The sequence below is a fragment of the Kocuria marina genome, from assembly GCF_000786655.1.
GTDB lineage: Bacteria > Actinomycetota > Actinomycetes > Actinomycetales > Micrococcaceae > Kocuria > Kocuria marina_A.
Genome location: NZ_JROM01000007.1, coordinates 113,382 through 129,109, shown reverse-complemented (window position 1 = coordinate 129,109; position 15,728 = coordinate 113,382). Strand labels below are relative to the sequence as shown.

The following is a 15,728-nucleotide window of genomic DNA, read 5'->3' as shown; positions in this document are numbered from 1 at the left end:
GTTCGGGTTTCGACGTCGCGGTGGGCGTCGCGTGCCGGCCCGTCGCGTTGTCCCACGACTGCGGCCCGCGTGTCCGCCGTCGTGCCCGGGGGGCGAACCCCGTACGGAAGAAGCCGTGATCCCCGCTCGGGGCTCACGGCTTCCTGGTCTGCGGATGCCGACCGGCGTGTGACGGGCGTGGGGCCGACGCGGTGCTGGCGCAGCGCCGGGGCCGGGTCACGTCAGCGGTAGTTCACGAACTGCAGGTCGACCTCCACGTCCGATCCCTTGAGCAGCGCGATCACGTCCTGTAGGTCGTCACGGGACTTGGACGAGACGCGCAGTTCATCACCCTGGATGGTGGCCTTGACACCCTTGGGGCCCTCGTCACGGATGAGCTTGGTGATCTTCTTGGCCTGGTCCTGGGCGATGCCCTCCTTGATAGAGCACTCGATGCGGTACTCCTTGCCGGAGGCGTAGGGCTCACCGTCGTCCAGGGACTTCAGGGAGATCCCGCGCTTGACCAGCTTGGACTGGAAGACGTCCAGGACGGCCTGGGCACGCTCCTCCGAATTGGCCTTGATCAGGATCTTCTCGCCGGAGAAGTCGATATCCGCGCCCACCCCGCGGAAGTCGTAGCGCTGGGCCACTTCCTTCTGGGCCTGGTTCAGGGCGTTGGACACTTCCTGCTTGTCGACCTTGCTGACCACGTCGAATGATGATTCCGAAGCCACGGTTGTCCTCCTGGGTGTGTTGGGTGCGTGATGTCACCCACCAGCCTAATTGCCCGCGATGAGCGCATTCGTGCCGGAACCGGGCGGATCGGTGGTGATCGGGCTCCCCGCGCAGTTCGCAGTCACCCGCGTGGGGGCACTGATGTCACGCTCCCGACCGTTCAGGAATGGTGGGGGGCGCCCGAGCTGATTTGGGGGACGGGGGGTGTGCTGTGTAATGTTGAGGTGCTCCCGCACGGCGGGGGTGCAATGCGCTCTGTGCGTTCTCGGCAGGTTACCCGAGCGGCCAAAGGGGGCTGACTGTAAATCAGCTGGCACTGCCTACGGGGGTTCGAATCCCTCACCTGCCACCCACGGGGATGAGCGATCATCCCGAAGGGGCTCCCCGGATCACATGATCCGGGGAGCCCCTTCTTTCGTCCCAGGGCTCTGCTGCAGTCGCGCCTTCCCTGCCAAGCTCTACCGCGCCCTGCTGCGCCCTGCTCCGTTCCGCCGCTCACCCGCCCTTTGTGCCGATCGCCTCGAATTTCTAGTGGAGCAAAAGCAGATCCGGGCGCACTTTTCTGCTTTGGCTCAGTAAAAGCAGCGGGGCGGAGCACATGGATGTGGGCAGCGGGGCGGGTGGCGCGATGTGGGTGGCAGGTGCGGGAGTTCCGAGCAGCGCGGGTGGGCTCAGCGCAGCGCCGGGCGAACCTCTCGACCGAGCAGCTCCACGGTCCGCAGCGCCGCGTCGTGGGGTAGTCCGTTCACGTCCACGCGCACGAGCACCCGATCCAGCTCCAACGTCTCGCGCATGGCCCGCAGTTTGATGACGACGTCGCTCACCCCGCCCACGAGCAGCGCACCCTCCGGCCCGCACTGCTCGTGGAACTCATCCAGGGTCCACGCGGGATCGTCGGCGCTTGCGGCTCCGAAGGTCCTCGTGCCGGCGGCGAAGTGCGGATAGGCGAGGGTGAGGGCGTCGGGGGAGCGGGCGGCGTCGTCGTCGGACACCACGAGGCCCGGCAGCAGCAGGCCCACCGCACCGCGCGTGGTCTGCCCGAAGCCGCGCAGCGCCTCCCGGTACGCCTTGACGTACGGCACGAGCCGGTCCCAGCGGCCCTCCATGACGTTGAGCATCACGCCGATCCCGTGCCCCGCGGCCCGCAGCTGCAACGGATCCGGGTTGACGTGCTCCGCCCCGTGGCCCTCACCGACGGCCACGATGTCCAGACCCACCCGGTCCGCGGTGCGGGCCAACTCGGTGAGCTGCAGGAACCCCTCCCGCGGACTGGGAAGCTCACCCGTGTCGGGGTGGGGAGCGCGTTCCCCCCCCGTGGCGATACCGAGTCTGAAGGTCACGGGTGGCTCCTCACGGGTGATTCCTGGGAATGCCGACGGCGCGGCGCCCAGGGCGTTCCTTGTGCCCGCAGTGAACGTTCTGGAGCCCGGCGGAACGGAGTCCTACGCTGGTTTCATGGCTACTGTAGACATCACCCAGGACACCCTGGGCCAGACCATTTCTGACAACGACATCGTGTTGCTGGACTGGTGGGCGGACTGGTGCGGACCGTGCAAGCAGTTCGCACCCACCTACGAGGCCGCCTCCGAGAACAACCCCGAGATCGTATTCGGCAAGGTGGACACCGAGGCCGAGCAGGGCCTGGCCGCCGCCGCCCAGATCTCCTCGATTCCCACGCTCATGGCGTTCCGCGAGGGCATCCTGGTGTTCTCGCAGCCCGGTGCGCTTCCCGCGTCCTCGCTCGAGCAGGTCATCGACGCCGTCAGGAACCTGGACATGAACGAGGTCCGCGCGGAGGTCGAGAAGCAGGCCGCCGAGGCGGAGAACGGCGCCGCGGGGGATCAGCAGAACTGATCCCGCACGGTTCCACGGGCCGGGTCCGGCTCGTGAAATCGTAGTGGGTCCGACACCCCTGCGTTTCGAGGAACGCACGGGTCGGTGTCCATGCGCCGAACGACAGTGAGGGCGGCTCCCGAAGGAGCCGCCCTCACTGCATGCTCGGCAAGATTCGGGCCGCCGCCCGCCACGGCCGTCCGCTGCGGCCATCCGTCACGGCTGTCGGACACCACGGTGGGTCACGGCGGTCCGTCACGCGGCGGAGACCCCCAGCAGGGAACCGATGAGGAAGGTCGCACCCAGAGCCAGCGCACCGCCCGTCACTACACGGGTCGCGGCGCGGGCCACGTGCGGGGTGTCACCCAACCGGGCACCGAGCGTCCCTGTGAGCGCGAGCGCCACGAGCACGGCCACGAACGTGACGGGGATCCGCCATGGGGCGGGCGGGAGCAGGATGGCCAGCAGCGGCAACAATGAACCCAGCAGGAACGCCACCGCGGAGGAGATCGCGGCACCCCACGGGCTGGGAATGTCATCCGGGTCGATCCCGAGTTCGGCATCCAGGTGGGCACGCAACACGTCCTTCTCGGACAGCTCCACAGCGACCTGCCGAGCCGTGGTCTCGCTCAACCCGCGGTCCCGGTAGATCTGCGTGAGTTCGTCGAGCTCGGCCTCCGGCATGGCCTGCAGCTCCCACTTCTCCTTCTCGATGAGGGCTTCCTGCGAGTCCTTCTGGCTCGACACGGACACGTACTCGCCGAGCGCCATGGACAGCGCGCCGCCGATCACGGCGGCCGAACCGGCCACGAGCACGGGGGTCGTGGCTGCGGTGGCCCCGGCCACGCCGACCACGGTCGCGGCCACGGACACGATGCCGTCGTTCGCGCCCAGGACCCCGGCGCGCAGCTTGTTCAGTTTCTCCCCGGACCTGGTCGCGTGCGGTTCCACCGCGGTGTGCTGTGCCATGCGAATAGTTTGCGTCGCAAACGAAAACCCCGCCAGGCAGGCAAGCCAAACCTCAATCGGGCCGGGGCCGCGGGGAGCAACACGCGCGGCACGCGACATCATGCGCCGCCCGCTCAGTGGGACGACGCCGCTCTGGGGGCCCAGCGCTCGCCGCGACGGCGCCGATGCAGGGGCAGGCCCGCCCGTGACCCTCAGTGGTGGCGATGATCCTGGGGTGTGAGACGGGGCCCGAACGCGGGTTTGCGGTGCCCACTGGCCTTGATGAGCCGCACGACCCGCTGGCGGTGACCCCGCCACGGTTCGAGCAGTTCGAGCATGCGCTCGTCCGATCCGGGGGCGCCGTCGAAGAACCAGCACACGTAGTCGGCCAGGTGGAAGTCCCGCACGCTCACGCCGTCCGGGTCCGCGTGGGTGCACTGGGTGATCTCCGCGGCCGTCCACACACCGATCCCGCTGATCGATTGCACCGCGGCCCGCACCCGCGCCGGATCCGGCTCCCGGCCCAGGCGCTCCAGGGCCGACGCCCGCTGCACCGCGCGCATGACCGTCGCGGAACGGGCGGGGTCCACGCCCGCCCGGTGCCACTGCCAGGACGGCACCCTGCGCCACTGCTCGGCCGTGGGCGGTACCCGCATCCCGCGCGGAGCGGGCCCGGGCGCCTCCTCACCGATCCAGCGCAGCAACGCCCGGTACGCGCGCACGGCCTCGATCGCCGTGACGCGCTGTTCCAGGATGGAGACGACGGCGCGGTCCAGGACGGTGCCCGTGGCTGGCAAGCGCATCCCCGGGTGATCGTGGCGCGCCCGGACGAGCCGGTGCGGCAACTGCGCGAAACCCGCTGAGGACTCGAACTCCTCCCACGAGTCGCCGTGGCCCACCCACCGGGGCGCCGACGGCAACCACTGCTGCGCGCCCGGACCCCACGCGTCCACGACGACGTCCCGGTCCAGGGGGTTCTCACCCGCGACGCGAGGTGGGCGGGAGAACCGCGCGCTCACCGGCAACCCGCTCGAGCGCGTGGTGATCCACACGCAGTCCTCGTTCAGGATACGCACCGTGGGATCGTCCGCACCGCGCCCGAGCACCCGCAGGGTCTGACCCAGGTGCAGGGGCCCGGGTGGCGTCCAGCGCAACCGGGCGGGGAAGTCCCCCGAACCGATGATTCGCGCTGCCCGCACCGTGGTGGTCATGCGCAGATGATGCCACGGGTCTCCGACACCCTCGCGCGCACCCGGCTGGCATACTGGGTCCGACAACCCCGCCGCCCGGCGCAGGCACCCCGGAGGGAGGACCGTGGCCCGTTCCCCCGCATCGGCCGACCCCGGGCGGACCCGTCCCGCATGGTTGCTGCCCGTCCTCGTGGGAGCGTTCACGACCGCGGTGTACTGCGCGTTCTCCTGGAGCCAGTGGACCCGCTGGGACGTCCCCTCGTGGGACAACGCGATCTTCACGCAACTGCTCTCCGCGTACGCCTCCGGGCACGCACCGATCGTGGACATCAAGGGCCACGGGTTCAACCTGCTGGGGGACCACTTCCACCCGCTGCTGATCGTCCTGGCACCGATCTACGCCGTGTTCCCGTCCGCACTCACCCCCATGATCCTGCAGGACGTGCTGTTCGGGATCTCCGCGGCCGTCGTCACGCGGTGTGCGCTGCGTGTCCTGCGCCCCGCCCCGGCCGTCGCGATCGGCGTGGCGTACGCATTGAGCTTCGGACTGCAGAACGCGGTCGCGGTGCAGTTCCACGAGATCGCGCTCGCGGTGCCGCTGCTCGCCCTCGGTTTGTGCGCACTGCGGGAACGGCGGTGGCGCGCGGCCGCCTTGTGGAGCGCGCCCGTGGCCCTCGTCAAGGAGGACCTGGGCGTCACGGTCGCCACGATCGGGGCGCTCATGCTCGGCCACGCGCTGGTCCCGTTCGCGCGCGGGTGGAGCCGTGCGGTACGACGCCGCTGGGCCGAGTTCCGCGCCTACACCCACCGCGGCGCGGGGCGCAGTGCCGCGCACATGCACGGCGCCGAAGATCGTGTCACCGCGGATGCCCGCCACGGTGAGGATCGCGGCGCCGGACAGACATCGGCGGATCCCGCGAGAGCGGTGCTGCGGGATCCGGCCGCGCGGTGGGGCGCAGCACTCATGGTGTGGGGTGTCCTGGCCTCCGCGCTCGCGGTGGGGGTGATCCTGCCGGCGCTCAACCCCGCGGGGGAGTTCGCGTACTCGGACAAGATCGACGTGGCACTCCTACTGTGCGATCCCGCCTCCGTGGTCGTGTTGCAGGTGGTCCCGGTCGAGAAGCTCGTCACGTGGCTGCTCCTGCTGCTGATCGGCGCCGTGGTGGCGGTGCGCTCACCCATCGCGCTGGTGGCGCTGCCCACGCTCGCGTGGCGCATGCTGTCCCCCAACCACGGCTACTGGGGGCCGGGGTGGCACTACAGCGCGGTGTTGATGCCCGTGGTCTTCGTGGCGCTCGTGGATGCCATCGATCGGCTCCGCGACGATGCGGATCGCGCGCGGAAGGCGGGGAGCGACGTCGTCGTCCGAGACGGCCCGGCGCGCCCACGAACCGCGGGGGATCATGCCGGGAGCGGGGCCTCGAACGGACGCCTCACCCGTGACCGCTCACCGTTCCTCCCCGGCGAGGGTGCGGTGCTGCGCACGATGGCGCGCGCGGCCCCGTGGGCGGCGTTGGTCGTCGCGCTCGCGGTGGGCACCCAGCAACCGCTCGCGCAACTGGCCACCGCCGAGGCATGGCAACCCGATCCGCGTCACGACGCCAAGGCTGCCGCGGTGGAGCGCATCCCGCACGGGGCGAGCGTGGCCACGGACCTCTCGCTCATGAACGGGCTCGTGAGCACCACCCGGGTGCACTGGATCGGCAACGGGGACGATCCCGCCCCCGAGTACGTGGTCGTGGACCGGCTCAGCGGGACGTGGAGCGGCGAGCCACCGGCGGACGTCACGGGCTACGCGCGGGACATGTACGGCGCGGACTACACGGTCGTGAGTGACGAGGAGAACATCGTGGTGGCCCGCAGATCGGCCTGACATGGCCCGGCCGTGCGGTAGGCTAGTGGTTTATCATCCCGGTTTCTTGTCTGTCGTAACCGTTTCGCCGTAGCGGGCATGTCGGTTCAGGACTTCAGCGGTAGTACCGCGCGCACCGGTGACAATCACTCCATTCCACCGAAGCGAGGTTCTTCCGTGTCCACTGATCCCCTGTCCCAGAACGAAAATCCCCAGAACGAGACCCCCGAGCTCGAAATCCTCGAGGGCGACGCCGCTCCCGCCGTGACCGACGCCCCCGACAACCACGACGTCGTCGTCGACGACGCGCAGCGCACCGAGAGCGGCGAGGCGACCGAACCCGCCGCGACCGAGTCCGCCGACACGCCTTCCGAGGCCGAGCAGCCCGCCCGGGACGGCGACGCCGCCAACTCCGCCCAGGCCGCCGAGAACGACTCTGCCGGGGCGCCCGCCGAGGCCGGGCCGAAGAAGGCCGCCGACGCCGAGAAGTCCGAACCGAACCCGCCCACGTTCGCCGAACTGGGCGTGGACGCGCGCGTGCTGGCGGCGCTGGACGAGGTGGGCTACGAGTACCCCTCGCCGATCCAGGCCGCGACGATCCCCGCGCTGCTGAGCGGCCGCGACGTCGTCGGACTCGCGCAGACCGGTACGGGCAAGACCGCCGCGTTCGCGGTGCCCGCGCTGTCCAAGCTCGCGGAGCTGTCCGACCTGCACGGCCCGCAGCGCAGCACGCGCGTGCTGGTGCTCGCGCCGACCCGCGAACTCGCGCTGCAGGTCGCCGAGGCCTTCGGCTCCTACGCGACCCACCTGGACGACTTCACCGTGCTGCCCGTGTACGGCGGCTCGTCGTACGGTCCGCAGCTCGCGGGCCTCAAGCGCGGCGCGCAGGTGGTCGTGGGAACCCCGGGCCGCGTGATCGACCACCTGGCCAAGGGCTCGCTCAACCTGGACGACATCGCGTACGTGGTGCTGGACGAGGCGGACGAGATGCTGCGCATGGGCTTCTCCGAGGACGTCGAGAAGATCCTGGCGCAGACCCCCACGGAGAAGCAGGTGGCCCTGTTCTCCGCCACGATGCCCAAGGCCATCCGCCGGATCGCGCAGCAGTACCTGCGTGACCCCCAGGAGATCACGGTCAAGGCCAAGACCACCACGGGCAGCAACACCCGGCAGCGGTACATGCAGGTCATGGGCCCGCACAAGCTGGACGCCATGACCCGCGTGCTCGAGGTCGAGGACTACGACGGCGTCATCGTCTTCGTGCGCACCAAGGCCGCCACCGAGGAGATCGCGGACAAGCTCAAGGCCCGCGGGTACACCGCGGCCGCGATCAACGGTGACATCCCGCAGAACCTGCGCGAGCGCACCGTGGACTCGCTGCGTGACGGCAAGATCGACATCCTCGTGGCCACCGATGTGGCCGCGCGCGGTCTGGACGTCGAGCGGATCTCCCTGGTGGTCAACTACGACATCCCCCACGACACCGAGTCCTACGTGCACCGCATCGGCCGCACCGGTCGCGCGGGGCGCAAGGGCGAGGCCATCCTCTTCATGACGCCGCGTGAGAAGTACCTGCTGCGCGCGATCGAGAAGGCCACCCGCCAGCCCGTCGAACAGATGCGCGTGCCCTCCACGGACGAGGTCAACCAGACCCGCAAGGAGAACTTCGCGCAGCAGATCGAGGAGACCATCGACTCCGAAGACCTCTCGCTGTTCCGTGAGCTCGTGGAGCACTACGAGTCCGAGCACGACGTCGACGCCGTCGAGGTCGCCGCTGCGCTCGCCGTCATCGCCCAGAACGGCCGCCCGTTCCTCGTGGAGGACCTGCCCGAGCTGCCGCAGCGCAAGCGGGACCGCGACCGCCGCGACGGCGATGGCCCCCGCAACCGCCGTTCCCCGGGGGACGAGGCCGGGATGAAGACCTACAAGCTGGCCGTGGGACACCGCGACCGCGTGGTCCCCGGCGCCGTGGTGGGTGCCCTCACGCACGAGGGCGGTCTCAACGGTTCGCAGATCGGTGCGATCGACATCCGCCCCACGTTCACGCTCGTGGGCCTGCCCGAGAACCTCCCCGCGGGAACCCTCGACAAGCTGGCCAACACCCAGATCAACGGTTCGCCCATCCGGATCCAGGAGGATCGCGGACCCGGTGGCGCGCGCGGGGGCAAGCCCTTCCGCGGCGGTGACCGTGACCGTGGGCCCCGCAACGACCGGGGCGGGTACCGCGGGGATCGGGGCTCGAGCAACGACCGCGGGGGCTACCGCGGTGACCGCGGGGGATACCGTGAGGACCGGGGCGGCTACCAGGATCGCGGTGGGTACCGCGAGGATCGTGGCGGTTACCGCGACGATCGCGGCGGCGGCCGTTCCCGTGGCGGGTCCTACCAGCAGGACCGGCCGCGTCGGAAGAACCGCCCGGACAACGGCGGCTACTCGGGTCGCTGATTCGTCGGTTCACTGCCTCACCGTGAGCCGCTGACTCGCGGATTCGCCGGTTCGCTGCGAGCCACTGAGCCGGCCGACTGAGCAGGACCGGCTCAGCCGGGATGGTCGCTGACGTGGTCGGTCATGGGCGTGGCCGGTGAGTGACAGCACAAAGGGCCGTGGCCGGGACGATCGTCCCGGCCACGGCCCTTTTCTGCTTCTCATGTTCCCGTGAGGTGTGAGGTGGGCTGACGCGTGCGGCTCAGGCCACCGTGATGATCTGCAGGTCCTGCCCCACGGTCACCGCGCCGTCGTAGCCGCCGCTGGCCAGCCGGTGCCACTCCACGGGATCGATGGTGCCGCCCGTGCTCTCGATGTGCGAGAGCGCCAGGTGGTCCACATGGGAGGCCTGCGCCACGGGTCCCATGTCCTCAACCATCACGTGGGCGGAGTGCGGGGGCATGATCTCGTTGACGGCCACGAGCGAGTCGTAGTCCCGGAAGTCCTCGTCCCGCATGAAGATGTTGTTCGTGTAGGCGAACACCCGCAGCAGGTGCGCGGTCATGGACTTGGTGCCCGGTGTGGGTTCCTCCGGGCTCACGATCCCCACCGGCCGACCCCCGAACGGTTCCGGCAGACCGCCCGCGGGCCCGGGACCGTACACCGCGAGCTGGCCGGGAATAACGTCCCCGTTCTTTCGGCCCGTCGTGGACGCCATCATGAAGTAGTTGAAGTAGTCGGCCACGTGATCGGCATGCAGGTGGGTCAGGAAGATCCCCCGCAGGGACGCGAAGCTCAGCCCCGCCTTGTGGAACTGGGTCACGCAGGCGCGTCCGCAATCGACCAGGTACGTGTGCCCGTCCACGATCGGTGCGGACGAGATCCCGGCGCGGTCCCCAGCCATGGGCGGGCCCGCCTTGGTCCCCACTTCTCGGGGTCACTCGTGACGCGGTGCGCGAGCTCCGCCTCGGTGATGCTGCAGTGGTGGTTCTCGTGCATCAGCCGAAGAGCAACAGCCCCAGGGCCGGGCGCAGGACCAACAGTCCCAGGGCCATGATCAGGCTCCTTCCGTGAGCAGTTCGCCCCGGGCTGGGGCGTTCTGCGCGTCGGGTGCATCCCTTGCGGGGGTGCCCAGGATGCTGTGCAGCGCGGCACGCAGTTCGGCGGTGGGATCCGCGAGGTCCTGTCCCGCACCGATGCCGTGGACAGCGATCTGCAGACCCAGTTCCTCGCCGACGACGCGAGCGGCCTCGCGCCACGGCGCCCCGCCGATCCCGGTCAGCAGGGTGAACCCGCCCGCGGCCCACCAGATCGATCGTGGAGACCCGGCGGCCGTCCTGTTTCAACCACACGCGGGGCACCACGGCTCCGGGGTGCCCCAGGGGCTGGTGGACGAACTCGTGATCGTGCACGAACGCCAGCATCGGCCCGTCCTCGAGCGCGGCCCGACCCTTGCGGTAGGTCTCCGCGAGCCTATGGTGGATCCGCCACTGGCTGATGTTCTTGACCCTGATCTCCACCGAGTCGTCCCCGATGTTCTTGCGGACGCGCTCCATCATGGCGTCCTCACCGAGATCGATCTGCTCCACCGCCGGGTCGTACATCACGATCAGCACCCACTCGTCCCACGCATGCACGGTGATGAACGTCCCGGAGTCGAGCCAGACATCGCGTCCCGGCTGCACGGAGAAGAACAGTGTCCCCGGGCGGTGCTCGCGGTACTTGGTGAGATCCGCCTCGAATCACACGTTCAGGGCGTACCCCAGACCGGTCTCTCCCTCCATCCCTATCCCGGCCTGCTGGCCCACGAAAGAACGCCCGCCGTCCGCGCCGATCACGTACGTGGCCCGCACCGTGGCGGCCTCGCCGCTGGCGCGGTCGCGGATCACGGCCGTGGCACCGGCGTCGTCCTGGGTCAGTTCGAGCAGTTCGGTGCCGAACCGGATGCTCGCCCCGTGCCGCTCGCCGGCGGCCGCAGGATGGGTTCCAGATCGTGCTGGCCGATGTTGCACATGGACGTGGAGCTCGCGGTGTCGCACTCGACCCGCAGGTCGTCGCGCCCGCCCCACGCCTTGCGGCGCGCGATCTCGGTGCCCGCGAAGGACCTGGCCCACACGTTGCTGACCATGAGCTCGTGGGAGCGGTCGGTCGGGAGGACGCCCCCGAGGCCCGCTGGCTCATCAAGGAGCACACCGTGGCGGGTGAATCGGCGCGGCTTGTGGGGTGAGGTGCTCGTTTTTGCGACCCGCTCATCTCCTGTTAGAGTATTCCGCGTTGCCCCGATAGCTCAGTGGTAGAGCGCCATCTTGGTAAGATGGAGGTCCCGGGATCGATTCCCGGTCGGGGCTCTCATGATGAGAACCTGCGGCTCCTTGTGAACCGTGGGTTTCATCCATGATGTGGCGGTGTAGCTCAGCTGGTTAGAGCGCACGACTCATAATCGTGAGGTCGACGGATCGAGCCCGTCCACCGCTACCGTTCAGGCGCCGTTCCCCCCGGGGAGCGGCGCCTTCGTCGTCCCCGGGCAGAATTGGTCCGGGACAGCCGGTCCCGCACCACCCGCTCCTGAGCAGTCCGGGAACGGGCGACCTCCTCGCCGATTGCTGAGCCACCCGTCCGTCAGGTCGACTCGCGGAGGAGCCCGATTCATCTCGCGGCCGTTTGGCCCTGTTCCACTCGAGGAACAGGGCGCCGCACTCCGGGGCGGGCGGGCACAATCGGACGTCGGAGGGGCGAGGCACCATATCGGGTAGCGGATCAATGCTGGCACAGCGACCCACTGAGAAGGGCGCGGCTGGACGAGCGCGTGCACGGCCCCGGTAGTTCGTGCGGGCCCGCTCGCCCAGTACTCTGGGAGAAATTCTTCCCAGCGATCGAGGAGAGTCATGGCCATATCCGCCGACGTGGTGGGCAGGACCTACCCGTCCATCCCCCCGTACCTCGTGGGCCGCGAGAAGATCCGCGAGTTCGCGAGCGCCGTCCACGCCACGGATGCCGCCCACCACGACGTCGCCGCGGCGCGCGCTGCCGGGTACGCGGACCTCGTGGCCCCGCCCACCTTCGCGATCATTGTGTCCCAGCGGGCCGACGCCGCCCTGGTCAACGATCCCGAGGCCGGGATCGACTTCTCGCGCGTAGTACACGCGGACCAGCGGTTCACGCATCACCGCCCCGTGGTCGCCGGGGACGAGCTGACCGCCGCGGTCACCGTGGACAACGTGCGTCCCCTGGGATCCGGCGCCATGGTGACCTCCCGCGTGGAGATCACCACGGTGGCGGGGGAGAAGGTGGCGACCACCGTGTCGTCGTTGTTGGTACGCGGGGAGGACCAGTGAACATCACGTTCGACGAGCTCGAGAAGGGCCAGTCCATCGGGGAGCGCCGCGTGGAGGTCTCGCGCGCTGACCTGGTGCGTTATGCCGGCGCGTCCGGGGACTTCAACCCGATCCACTGGAACCAGGACTTCGCGCAGGGCGTGGGCCTGCCCAACGTCATCGCCCACGGGATGTTCACGATGGGTGCGGCCGTGGCCCTGGTGACCGAGTGGGCCGGTGACCCCGGCGCCGTGGTGGACTACCAGACCCGGTTCAGCAAGCCCGTGGTGGTGCCCAATGCGTTCGAGGACCGCGTGGTCCCGAGCACCGCGCTGACCGCGAGCGGGGTGATCGGAGTCGTGGATCCCGAGGCGCGCACGGTGCGCGTGGACCTCACCGTGACCGCCCCGGACCTCTCCGAACCGGACACGGATCCGGCCACGGCCAAGGAACTCAAGGTGCTCGTCAAGGCTCAGGCGGTTGTGAAGTTCCCGCACTAGAGTGGTGCCTCATGAACGCACCACGTCTGTCCCAGCTCACGACCACGGCCGTGGGGGGCCCCGCCGAGAAGGTCGTGGAGGCGACCACCGAGGCGGACCTCATCGACGCGGTCTCCCGCGCGGACGACGCCGGTGAGCGGGTGCTGATCGTGGGCGGCGGCTCCAACATCCTCGCGTCCGATCAGCCGTTCGCGGGAACCGTGGTGCACGTGGTCACGCGCGGGATCACGGTTACGGACGAGGACGGCTCGGCCGACGGCGACTCGGACACTGCGCTCGTGGACGTCGCCGCGGGAGAGCCATGGGAGGACACCGTTCGGGAGACGGTGCAGCGCGGGCTGGCCGGTCTGGAGACCCTGGCCGGGATCCCGGGCACCACGGGTGCCACGCCCGTGCAGAACGTGGGCGCGTACGGCGCGGAGGTCTCCCAGTGCATCGTGCGGGTGCGGGTGTGGGACCGGGAAGCCCGGAAGGAGCTCACGTTCGGTTTCGCGGACCTGGAATTTTCCTACCGTGACTCCCTGCTCAAACGCAGCATGACTCACGGTTCACCGCGCTACGTGGTGCTGTCCGTGACGTTCCGCCTGCGCAGGCAGGAGCAGTCGATGCCCGTGCGCTACGCCCAGCTGGCCGCCGCTCTCGGGGTCGAGACGGGCCAAAGCGCACCGCTCGCGACCGTCCGGGACACCGTGCTGCGACTGCGGGCGGGCAAGGGCATGGTCCTGGACCCCGAGGACCGGGACACGTTCAGCACGGGGTCCTTCTTCACCAATCCGGTGGTCCCGGAGGACGAACTCACGGATCGGATCCCCGCGGACGCCCCCCGTTACCCGGTCCTGGACGCCACGGGACAGGAGGTTCCGGGAGCAGTGAAGTTCTCCGCGGCGTGGTTGATCGACCACGCGGGTTTCGGCAAGGGATTCGGTCTGCCGGGCACCCGCAACGAGCTGTTGGACCTGGACGGCGGGGAGGTCGCCGGTGGGCGGGCGGCGCTGTCCGGCAAGCACACGCTGGCCATGACGAACCGGGGCACCGCGTCCGGGGAGGACGTCGCCGCCGTCGCGAGCACGGTGCAGCGCGGCGTGGAACAAGTCTTCGGCGTGCGACTGGCCCCCGAGCCCGTGCTGATCGGCCTCTCGCTCTGACGAGCGCGACCCATGGGACGAATGGAACGGTCGTGATGATCGGGGCGAGCGGCGTCGGCACGGCGCACCGCATGTGCGGGACGCGCGAACTGAGCCGGGCCGGCAGCGCGCCCCCCACGAGCGGGACACGCGGGGCAGGTTGCATCGGCGCGTCGCACCGCACGAGCGGGACACGCGCATGAGTTCAGAGCTGCACGAGGAGATCGAGCGCGGCGAACGCGGGGGCCGGGTGCACCGGGCGGTGCTGCGGCTGCGCGCGTGGTCCGAGCGGCACCCCGTGCTGAGGGTCCTGCACAAGGCCACCGTCATCGTGCTCGGCGGGGTGTTCGTGCTCGCGGGGATCGTGATGCTCGTGACGCCCGGGCCCGGGTGGCTCGCGATCTTCCTGGGGCTGGGGATCTGGAGCACCGAGTTCGAATGGGCCCACCGGCTGAACCAGCGGATCAAGCGGCTCGCGCTGCGAGCGTGGCGGTGGTGGGCCAACGTCATGGCGCAGTGGCGCTACCGGCGCGCCCGGGACAAACCCCCCACATTGGTGCAGGGGCCGCGGCACATGCGTGCCACGACCCCTGACGATCCCCGTTAGGTCCTGGGAGCCCCGCAGAACGCGCGGATCGGCGCGCGCGGATCACAACGCGCGCACGGATACGCCCGGATCAGGACCCGTTGATCAGAGGGTTCCCGTGGCGATCTTGAGCATGCGCCGCACGGGCTCCGCCGCGCCCCACAGCAACTGGTCGCCCACGGTGAACGCGGAGATGTACTGCGGTCCCATGGACATGGTGCGGATGCGACCCACCGGGATCTGCAGGGACCCGGAGGCGGCCACCGGCGTGAGGTCCCGCATGGAGTCCTCCTTGGTGTTGGGCACCACGGTGGCCCACTCGTTGTCCGCGTCCAGCAGCCGCTCGATCTCCGCGACGGGGACCTCCTCGCGCAGCTTGACGGTCAGCGCCTGGGAGTGGGAACGCATCGCGGCGATCCGCACGCACAACCCGTCCACCGGGATGGTCCGGTCCCCGGAGCGGCCCAGGATCTTGTTGGTCTCCGCCTCGGCCTTCCACTCCTCGCGGGACTGGCCGTTACCCAGATCGGCGTCGATCCAGGGGATCAGGGACCCGGACAGCGGGACCCCGAACTGGGTGGTGTCCAGCTCACCGCCGCGCTGCTTGGCGAGCACGGCGCGGTCGATCTCCAGGATTGCGGAGGCGGGATCCGCCAACGGGTCGGCGACGCTCGCGTGGATGTCCCCGAACTGCTGGATGACCTCGCGCATGTGGCGCGCACCGCCGCCGGAAGCGGCCTGGTACGTCATGGACGTGGCCCATTCCACGAGCTCGTTACGGAACAGCCCGCCCAGCCCCATGAGCATGCACGAGACGGTGCAGTTGCCTCCCACGAAGTCCTTGACGCCGCGGTTCAGGGCGGCGTCGATGACGTCCCGGTTGACGGGGTCCAGCACGATCACGGCGTCGTCGTTCATGCGCAGCGTGGAGGCGGCGTCGATCCAGATGCCGTCCCAGCCGTTCTTGCGCAGCTCACCGTGCACGGCCTTGGTGTAGTCCCCACCCTGGGTCGTGACCAGGATGGGCAACTTGGAGAGCGCCTCGAGGTCGTGGGCGTCCTGCAGCACACCGGGATCCCCGGCGCCCCCGACCGAGGGGGCCGCACCCCCCGCATTGGAGGTGGAGAAGAACACGGGATCGAGCTGGGCGAAGTCGTTCTCGGCGCGCAGGCGGTCCATGAGCACGGAGCCCACCATGCCGCGCCATCCGATGAAACCTACGGCGGCGGGTTGTGAAGTCATG

General features: G+C 69.8%; 14 protein-coding genes, 3 tRNA genes and 1 pseudogene. 10 read left to right on the top strand and 8 right to left on the bottom strand.

The window, feature by feature from the left end; all coding sequences use genetic code 11:
* Positions 1 to 221: 221 nt before the first annotated feature.
* Complete coding sequence (locus tag AS25_RS01280; protein WP_035960096.1) at positions 222 to 713, bottom strand: YajQ family cyclic di-GMP-binding protein; 492 nt, start codon at positions 711 to 713, stop codon at positions 222 to 224.
* Positions 714 to 981: 268 nt separating this feature from the next.
* Between AS25_RS01280 and AS25_RS01275 the strand changes: the two genes are divergently transcribed.
* Positions 982 to 1,063, top strand: a tRNA-Tyr gene (locus AS25_RS01275).
* Positions 1,064 to 1,385: 322 nt separating this feature from the next.
* Here AS25_RS01275 and AS25_RS01270 read toward each other — a convergent pair.
* On the bottom strand, positions 1,386 to 2,054 hold the full coding sequence (locus AS25_RS01270) for an LLM class flavin-dependent oxidoreductase (RefSeq protein ID WP_035960094.1): 669 nt from the start codon (positions 2,052 to 2,054) through the stop codon (positions 1,386 to 1,388).
* A gap of 115 nt (positions 2,055 to 2,169) precedes the next feature.
* Between AS25_RS01270 and AS25_RS01265 the strand changes: the two genes are divergently transcribed.
* Positions 2,170 to 2,568, top strand: a complete 399-nt coding sequence (locus AS25_RS01265; protein ID WP_035960463.1) for a thioredoxin family protein — start codon at positions 2,170 to 2,172, stop codon at positions 2,566 to 2,568.
* Positions 2,569 to 2,802: 234 nt separating this feature from the next.
* Here AS25_RS01265 and AS25_RS01260 read toward each other — a convergent pair whose 3' ends face one another.
* Positions 2,803 to 3,516 (bottom strand): VIT1/CCC1 transporter family protein, encoded by a 714-nt coding sequence (locus AS25_RS01260; protein ID WP_035960085.1) that lies wholly within the window; start codon positions 3,514 to 3,516, stop codon positions 2,803 to 2,805.
* A 191-nt stretch (positions 3,517 to 3,707) separates the two neighbouring features.
* A complete protein-coding gene (locus AS25_RS01255) occupies positions 3,708 to 4,706 on the bottom strand; it encodes a DNA-3-methyladenine glycosylase family protein (protein WP_052160604.1) in 999 nt (332 codons plus the stop codon).
* A 103-nt stretch (positions 4,707 to 4,809) separates the two neighbouring features.
* On the opposite strand from AS25_RS01255, the gene AS25_RS01250 reads away from it, so the two are divergent.
* Entirely contained in the window at positions 4,810 to 6,558 is a 1,749-nt protein-coding gene (locus tag AS25_RS01250) for a DUF2079 domain-containing protein (RefSeq protein ID WP_035960078.1), read from the top strand.
* 243 nt (positions 6,559 to 6,801) lie between these two features.
* Positions 6,802 to 8,982 (top strand): DEAD/DEAH box helicase, encoded by a 2,181-nt coding sequence (locus AS25_RS01245; RefSeq protein ID WP_052160612.1) that lies wholly within the window; start codon positions 6,802 to 6,804, stop codon positions 8,980 to 8,982.
* Between the two features lie 241 nt (positions 8,983 to 9,223).
* Here AS25_RS01245 and AS25_RS01240 read toward each other — a convergent pair whose 3' ends face one another.
* The 3 genes and pseudogenes from AS25_RS01240 to AS25_RS14840 all read right to left on the bottom strand — a co-directional run bounded on the left by AS25_RS01240 (position 9,224) and on the right by AS25_RS14840 (position 11,089).
* Positions 9,224 to 9,865: an MBL fold metallo-hydrolase gene (locus AS25_RS01240; protein WP_156960857.1), complete on the bottom strand. Its 642-nt coding sequence runs from the start codon at positions 9,863 to 9,865 to the stop codon at positions 9,224 to 9,226.
* A gap of 94 nt (positions 9,866 to 9,959) precedes the next feature.
* A pseudogene (locus AS25_RS13695) lies at positions 9,960 to 10,973 on the bottom strand (FAD-dependent monooxygenase).
* Positions 10,877 to 11,089 carry a hypothetical protein gene (locus tag AS25_RS14840; RefSeq protein WP_052160601.1) on the bottom strand — a complete coding sequence of 71 codons (213 nt, stop codon included), beginning with the start codon at positions 11,087 to 11,089 and terminating at the stop codon, positions 10,877 to 10,879. Before AS25_RS14840 ends, AS25_RS13695 begins: the two are co-directional and overlap by 97 nt.
* A 148-nt stretch (positions 11,090 to 11,237) precedes the next feature.
* Between AS25_RS14840 and AS25_RS01230 the strand changes: the two genes are divergently transcribed.
* From AS25_RS01230 to AS25_RS01205, 6 genes are all read left to right on the top strand, one after another.
* Positions 11,238 to 11,309 (top strand) — tRNA-Thr (locus AS25_RS01230).
* A 53-nt stretch (positions 11,310 to 11,362) separates the two neighbouring features.
* Positions 11,363 to 11,436 (top strand) — tRNA-Met (locus tag AS25_RS01225).
* A 410-nt stretch (positions 11,437 to 11,846) separates the two neighbouring features.
* On the top strand, positions 11,847 to 12,296 hold the full coding sequence (locus tag AS25_RS01220; RefSeq protein ID WP_035960072.1) for an FAS1-like dehydratase domain-containing protein: 450 nt from the start codon (positions 11,847 to 11,849) through the stop codon (positions 12,294 to 12,296).
* Positions 12,293 to 12,775, top strand: a complete 483-nt coding sequence (locus AS25_RS01215) for a MaoC family dehydratase (protein WP_035960065.1) — start codon at positions 12,293 to 12,295, stop codon at positions 12,773 to 12,775. Before AS25_RS01220 ends, AS25_RS01215 begins: the two co-directional genes overlap by 4 nt.
* 11 nt (positions 12,776 to 12,786) lie before the next feature.
* A complete protein-coding gene (locus AS25_RS01210) occupies positions 12,787 to 13,920 on the top strand; it encodes a UDP-N-acetylmuramate dehydrogenase (protein WP_035960057.1) in 1,134 nt (377 codons plus the stop codon).
* A 178-nt stretch (positions 13,921 to 14,098) separates the two neighbouring features.
* Positions 14,099 to 14,506, top strand: coding sequence for a PGPGW domain-containing protein (locus AS25_RS01205; protein WP_035960049.1), 408 nt, complete (start codon positions 14,099 to 14,101; stop codon positions 14,504 to 14,506).
* Positions 14,507 to 14,590: 84 nt separating this feature from the next.
* Here AS25_RS01205 and asd read toward each other — a convergent pair whose 3' ends face one another.
* Positions 14,591 to 15,727, bottom strand: a complete 1,137-nt coding sequence (gene asd, locus AS25_RS01200; protein ID WP_052160600.1) for an aspartate-semialdehyde dehydrogenase — start codon at positions 15,725 to 15,727, stop codon at positions 14,591 to 14,593.
* Position 15,728: the final 1 nt, after the last annotated feature.

Bases quoted from the DNA above. Each gene is read 5' to 3' on its own strand.
- AS25_RS01265 (WP_035960463.1), top strand. From the start codon at position 2,170: ATGGCTACTGTAGACATCACCCAGGACACCCTGGGCCAGACCATTTCT.
- AS25_RS01260 (WP_035960085.1), bottom strand. From the start codon at position 3,516: ATGGCACAGCACACCGCGGTGGAACCGCACGCGACCAGGTCCGGGGAG.
- AS25_RS01255 (WP_052160604.1), bottom strand. From the start codon at position 4,706: ATGACCACCACGGTGCGGGCAGCGCGAATCATCGGTTCGGGGGACTTC.
- AS25_RS01240 (WP_156960857.1), bottom strand. From the start codon at position 9,865: ATGGCTGGGGACCGCGCCGGGATCTCGTCCGCACCGATCGTGGACGGG.
- AS25_RS14840 (WP_052160601.1), bottom strand. From the start codon at position 11,089: ATGGTCAGCAACGTGTGGGCCAGGTCCTTCGCGGGCACCGAGATCGCG.
- AS25_RS01220 (WP_035960072.1), top strand. From the start codon at position 11,847: ATGGCCATATCCGCCGACGTGGTGGGCAGGACCTACCCGTCCATCCCC.
- AS25_RS01210 (WP_035960057.1), top strand. From the start codon at position 12,787: ATGAACGCACCACGTCTGTCCCAGCTCACGACCACGGCCGTGGGGGGC.
- AS25_RS01205 (WP_035960049.1), top strand. From the start codon at position 14,099: ATGAGTTCAGAGCTGCACGAGGAGATCGAGCGCGGCGAACGCGGGGGC.
- asd (WP_052160600.1), bottom strand. From the start codon at position 15,727: ATGACTTCACAACCCGCCGCCGTAGGTTTCATCGGATGGCGCGGCATG.